This window comes from Streptomyces sp. rh34 (assembly GCF_002551245.1).
In the GTDB taxonomy this organism is placed as follows: domain Bacteria; phylum Actinomycetota; class Actinomycetes; order Streptomycetales; family Streptomycetaceae; genus Streptomyces.
Genome location: NZ_NTGZ01000403.1, coordinates 1 through 4126, shown reverse-complemented (window position 1 = coordinate 4126; position 4126 = coordinate 1). Strand labels below are relative to the sequence as shown.

At 72.2% G+C, this 4126-nt stretch carries 7 protein-coding genes and 1 pseudogene; 3 read left to right on the top strand and 5 right to left on the bottom strand.

Annotated elements, in window-relative coordinates; genetic code table 11:
* The first annotated feature begins 488 nt into the window (after positions 1–488).
* Positions 489–932, top strand: a complete 444-nt coding sequence (locus tag CR470_RS36145) for a subtilase-type protease inhibitor (protein WP_097871834.1) — start codon at positions 489–491, stop codon at positions 930–932.
* Between the two features lie 244 nt (positions 933–1176).
* Here CR470_RS36145 and rpsR read toward each other — a convergent pair whose 3' ends face one another.
* The 4 genes from rpsR to rpmG all read right to left on the bottom strand — a co-directional run bounded on the left by rpsR (position 1177) and on the right by rpmG (position 3157).
* On the bottom strand, positions 1177–1425 hold the full coding sequence (rpsR, locus tag CR470_RS36140) for a 30S ribosomal protein S18 (protein ID WP_097871832.1): 249 nt from the start codon (positions 1423–1425) through the stop codon (positions 1177–1179).
* A 101-nt stretch (positions 1426–1526) separates the two neighbouring features.
* Positions 1527–2681: a CobW family GTP-binding protein gene (locus CR470_RS36135; RefSeq protein ID WP_097871829.1), complete on the bottom strand. Its 1155-nt coding sequence runs from the start codon at positions 2679–2681 to the stop codon at positions 1527–1529.
* Complete coding sequence (locus CR470_RS36130; RefSeq protein ID WP_097871827.1) at positions 2678–2932, bottom strand: type B 50S ribosomal protein L31; 255 nt, start codon at positions 2930–2932, stop codon at positions 2678–2680. Before CR470_RS36130 ends, CR470_RS36135 begins: the two co-directional genes overlap by 4 nt.
* 60 nt (positions 2933–2992) lie before the next feature.
* Positions 2993–3157 carry a 50S ribosomal protein L33 gene (gene rpmG / locus CR470_RS36125; RefSeq protein ID WP_003964410.1) on the bottom strand — a complete coding sequence of 55 codons (165 nt, stop codon included), beginning with the start codon at positions 3155–3157 and terminating at the stop codon, positions 2993–2995.
* Between the two features lie 71 nt (positions 3158–3228).
* Between rpmG and rpmB the strand changes: the two genes are divergently transcribed.
* Positions 3229–3465: a 50S ribosomal protein L28 gene (gene rpmB, locus CR470_RS36120; RefSeq protein ID WP_030584778.1), complete on the top strand. Its 237-nt coding sequence runs from the start codon at positions 3229–3231 to the stop codon at positions 3463–3465.
* On the top strand, positions 3465–3770 hold the full coding sequence (gene rpsN / locus CR470_RS36115) for a 30S ribosomal protein S14 (protein WP_097871825.1): 306 nt from the start codon (positions 3465–3467) through the stop codon (positions 3768–3770). The genes rpmB and rpsN overlap by 1 nt, the downstream gene beginning before the upstream one ends.
* Before the next feature lie 69 nt (positions 3771–3839).
* Here rpsN and CR470_RS36110 read toward each other — a convergent pair.
* A pseudogene (locus CR470_RS36110) lies at positions 3840–4126 on the bottom strand (hypothetical protein); the annotation flags it as partial.

The window sequence follows — 4126 nt, the reverse complement described above, 5'->3', positions numbered from 1 at the left end:
AGAGATGTGTATAAGAGACAGGACGCGGCCGGGCCGGGCTCGGCGCCGGGGGGCGGCGCGGCGGTGGCACCGGCAGCGGAGCGCCGACGCGGCGGTGGGTCTTCTCGGTCGAGGGCAGGAGCGATCACGACCGTGAGGTTAGCCTAACCTAAATTGCCCTGGTCAAGAGGGATCCGGAATCGTGTCCCCCGCGTGACCCACGTGACCCGGGCGATCCCCGGGTGGCGGCACTTTCCGGTCGAAGCGGCGGTGGGGCGCATTGGGGGCTTCCTCGTGTATCCGCAGGTCACGAGGTGGTTTCGCGTTGAACCGTCGAAGCCTGTCCATATGTTGGACGGTTCGCGCGAGGCGTCTGAGCTGCCCGAATGACCATTCGGTCGGGTCGAACGCCCGTCCGCGGCCGGAAGCTGGCCGTCGATGTGCGCTCACTTTCCGCATGCGTAAGACTCCTGACCGCAATCAGGCACACGACCAAGGAGTCTTCACTCATGCGACGCAACCCTCACGCGATCTTCGCGACCATCACGGCGAGCGCCCTTCTGCTCGGCGGATTCGCGACCGCCACCGCCCAGGCCGCACCGGCGGGGGCGGAGAGCCTCTACGCGCCCTCGGCGCTCGTCCTCACCGTGGCCCGCGGCGAGGACCCGCAGACCGCCACCGTCGAACGGGCCGTGACGCTCACCTGCGCCCCCACCGCCGAGGGGACGCACCCCGATCCCGCGGCAGCCTGCGCGGAACTGGCCGCGGTCCGGGGGGAGTTCTCCGAACTGACCGCGGGACCGTCGAACCGGACCTGCACCCGCCAGTGGGACCCGGTCGTGGTGACCGCCCACGGTGTCTGGCAGGGCAGGCAGGTCGAGTTCAGCGCCACGTACGGCAACGCCTGCGAGATGGCGGGCAGCATGAACGACAACGCCGTATTCGCCTTCTGACCCACCGGGGCGTGCTGACGCCGGGGTGACGGAGCGCACCACCCTCCCGCCCGACGCGTCCGGCGATCCGCCCCGCCCGGCGTGCCCCGCACACGCCACCCGTTCACGACGACCGGGAGCCATGCGGTCGCCCCAGCCGTTTCCGCCGCGGCGGGCGGCGACCCGTCCCGGTCGGCTCGTCACCGGTCGGCTCGTCACCGGACGGGCCCGCGTCCGGATGGCCCCGGGCCGGGGATGTCGCGCCCTACCTGCCCGCCGCGGAACCGGAGTACGGCAGCAGTGCCATCTCGCGGGCGTTCTTGATGGCCGCGGCCACCTGACGCTGCTGCTGGGCGCTGATCCGGGTGACCCGCCGGCTGCGGATCTTCCCCCGGTCGGAGATGAACCGCCGCAGCAGATCGGTGTCCTTGTAGTCGATGTACGTGATCCCGGCGGCGTCCAAGGGGTTCGGCCGGGTCTTGAGCGGCTTGCGGGGGTCCTGCTGACGTGCCATGGGACTTCCTCGTGCTCGGTGTGTCGGGAGTGTTGGGCGTGCGGTCGGTGGGCCGTGGCCGCGGGGGTACGGGGTCGGGGTGCGGGCGGTACGGAGCGGGGTCAGTGGACCGGGTCGAGGAGCGCGTCGAACGCGGCGGGCAGGCTCTTCCACGTCTCCCGGCCGGAGCCGTACTCCTCGTCCGTGAGCAGGCAGGAGTCCAGCAGGCCGGTCAGGCCGTCGCGGTCGAGGCCGGGGGAGACGAAGACCAGGTGCTGGCAGCAGTCGCCGTGCTCCGGGTGCCAGTCCAGTGCGGCGGCCGCCCGCCGGTAGGGCGGCACCATGGACCAGGCGGCGTCCGGGAGTGAGGCGAGCCAGGGGCCGGTGTCCTCCACACACAGCGCGCCGCCCGCGGCATCCCAGGAGAGCAGGGTGTCGGGCCGGTCCGCGAGCCAGAACCGGCCGCGGCTGCGGGCAGCCGCGCAGCTCAGGTCCTCCAGTGCGTCGAGAAGGCGCTCGGGGTGGAAGGGCCGGTGCCGCCGCCAGACGAGCGTGCCCACCCCGGCCTCGTCCGCCTCCTGCGGAAGCAGCGCGCAGGCCGGGTGCTGGCCCGCGTCCGCCGCCTCCACGTCGAATCCCGCGAAGGCGAGCCGGGCCAACTCGGCGGAACCGGCCCGGGCCTGGCGGGCCGTCGGGTGCAGCTGCCGGATCAGGGCGTGGTCCTCCTCGTCGGCCGCCGGGCTCGGCGTCACGGCCAGGACGGGTGCGTACTCCATCTGCCGGGCCCACGTGTCGCCGATGGTCCGCCGGTCGGCAGGCGCCGCCGCGAGGCCGGCCTCGGCCAGATCGTCGCCGTTGGAAAGGCAGGGCAGGACGAGGGTGGGGTCGACCGCCGCGAACACGTTGGTGACCTCGGCGGTGGTGGTGTGCGCGGCGATCACCTCGGCCATGGACTTCGGCTCGACGGAGTCCCAGAGCTCCAGGACGGCGAGGCGGGTGCGACCGTCCCCCGCGAGGCGTTCGAGTTCGGGGACGAGGTCCTCGCGCAGTGCGCAGCAGGCGCATTCGTTCACCAGCGGTGTATCTCCGGAGGCCAGTTCGCCGCCGGCGTCCCGCAGGGAGCGACGTACCGTCCCGCCGGTGGCCGTGGACAGGTCGTGGTGCAGCGCGACACTGTGCGGGACGTCCCGCAGCAGCCCTTCCACCACGTCGCGGCGTGCCTCGGAGTGCAGGCCGCAGACGATGACGACGGGCAGTTTCGTGCGGTGCTCGCTCACCGGGCCTCACCGCGTCCGTAGCGGCGTTCGAAGCGCTCGACGCGTCCGGCGGTGTCCAGGACGCGGGCGGTGCCGGTGTAGAAGGGGTGGCTCGCGGAGGAGATCTCCACGTCGACCACCGGGTAGGTGTTGCCGTCCACCCACGCGACGGTGCGGTCACTGGTCATGGTGGAGCGGGTGAGGAACGCGAAGTCGGCGGCCTTGTCGCGGAAGACGACGGGGCCGTAGGAGGGGTGGATTCCGGGCTTCATGACGATCTCCTGGGAGTCGGGTCTGGGGTGTGCGCGGGGGAGGGCCGGACCGGCGGGGCCTCAGCGCTCCTCGCGGAAGTCGACATGGCGGCGGGCGACCGGGTCGTACTTCCGCAGCACCATCCGGTCGGGGTCGTTCCGCCGGTTCTTGCGGGTGACATAGGTGTAGCCGGTCCCCGCGGTGGAGCGGAGCTTGATGACCGGGCGTACTTCGTTGCGAGCCATGGGCGCTACTATATGGCAATGGTTTCCATTTTCAATAATGGATGCGTCGAAGGAGAGGCAGGTAACTTTTCATGTCCGCCCACTGCCAACTGACCGGCTCGAAGCCGGGGTTCGGCAACAACATCTCCCACTCGCACCGCCGGACGTCCCGCCGGTTCGACCCGAATGTTCAGCGCAAGCGGTACTGGCTGCCCGGCGAGGGGCGGTATGTGCGCCTCACACTGAGTGCTCGGGCGATCAAGACCGTCGACAGCATCGGCATCGAGGCCGCGGTCGCGCGCATCCGCGCGCGGGGAGGGAAGGTCTGATGGCGAAGAAGAGCAAGATCGCGCGGAACGACCGGCGTCGGGAGACCGTCGACCGCTACGCCGCCCGCAGGGCCGAGCTGAAGGAGATCATCCGTCGGCCCGGCACGCCGGAGCGTGAACGCGTCGCGGCCGTCGAGGAGTTGCGGCGTCAGCCGCGCGATGCCAGTGCCACGCGGGTGCGCAACCGCGACAGCGTCGACGGCAGGCCCCGGGGGTACCTGCGCAGGTTCGGACTCTCCCGGGTCCGGATGCGTGAGCAGGCCCACGCCGGATTTCTCCCGGGGGTGACCAAGTCCTCCTGGTGAGGGCGGTCTGAGCACCGGAGCGGGTGGTGGTGCGGCGGTTGCGCCGCGCCACCACCCGCTCCGCGTCGATCAGCGGCCGACCGGGTCGGCGTGCGCCCCGTCCCCGGGGGCGAGGAGGGCGAGGTGGCCGCCGTCGTTCAGGGGCGTCGGGACGGTCAGGGTCGTGAGCAGGTCCGCCCGGTCCGCGTCGAAGACGTGGACCTCGCCGTGGCCTCCCCGGCTGACCGCCACCAGGCCCGCGCCGGGGGAGGCGGCGACGGCCCGCCGCTGCACGCCGTCCCAGGGGGTGCCGCCGCGTCGGGGCGCACCGGACATGGCGGGCAGGGGCAGGCGCGCGCCGACCTCCGGGCGGGATC